Source organism: Brevibacillus migulae (genome assembly GCF_004521915.1).
Taxonomy (GTDB): Bacteria; Bacillota; Bacilli; order Brevibacillales; family Brevibacillaceae; genus Brevibacillus_F; species Brevibacillus_F migulae.
Window position 1 is genome coordinate 1 of the sequence record NZ_SDKD01000084.1, and the last position, 369, is coordinate 369.

Sequence of the window (369 nt, forward strand, 5' to 3'; positions counted from 1 at the left end):
ACGAATACTAATCGGTCGAGGACTTATCCACACACATCCTTGTGCATAAAATTGCTGCGTATCCAGTTTTGAAGGTGCAAATTCCTTCTTTATTCCTTGGTAGCTCAGTTGGTAGAGCAATCGGCTGTTAACCGATCGGTCGGGGGTTCGAGTCCCTCCCAAGGAGCCAAATGGATGGATGTCCGAGCGGCCGAAGGAGCACGATTGGAAATCGTGTAGGCGGTGTTGAACCGTCTCGTGGGTTCAAATCCCACTCCATCCGCCACGGCCCGTTGGTGAAGCGGTTTAACACAGCAGCCTTTCACGCTGTCATACAGGGGTTCGAATCCCCTACGGGTCACCTAAAGACCCCACAAAGTGAAGAATAGC

At 51.8% G+C, this 369-nt stretch carries 3 tRNA genes; all 3 read left to right on the forward strand.

What is annotated here, in order from left to right:
• The first annotated feature begins 93 nt into the window (after nucleotides 1-93).
• Nucleotides 94-169: transfer RNA gene (locus EIZ37_RS25695), tRNA-Asn, on the forward strand.
• A gap of 3 nt (nucleotides 170-172) precedes the next feature.
• A tRNA-Ser gene (locus EIZ37_RS25700) sits at nucleotides 173-265 on the forward strand.
• Nucleotide 266: 1 nt separating this feature from the next.
• Nucleotides 267-340: transfer RNA gene (locus EIZ37_RS25705), tRNA-Glu, on the forward strand.
• Nucleotides 341-369: the final 29 nt, after the last annotated feature.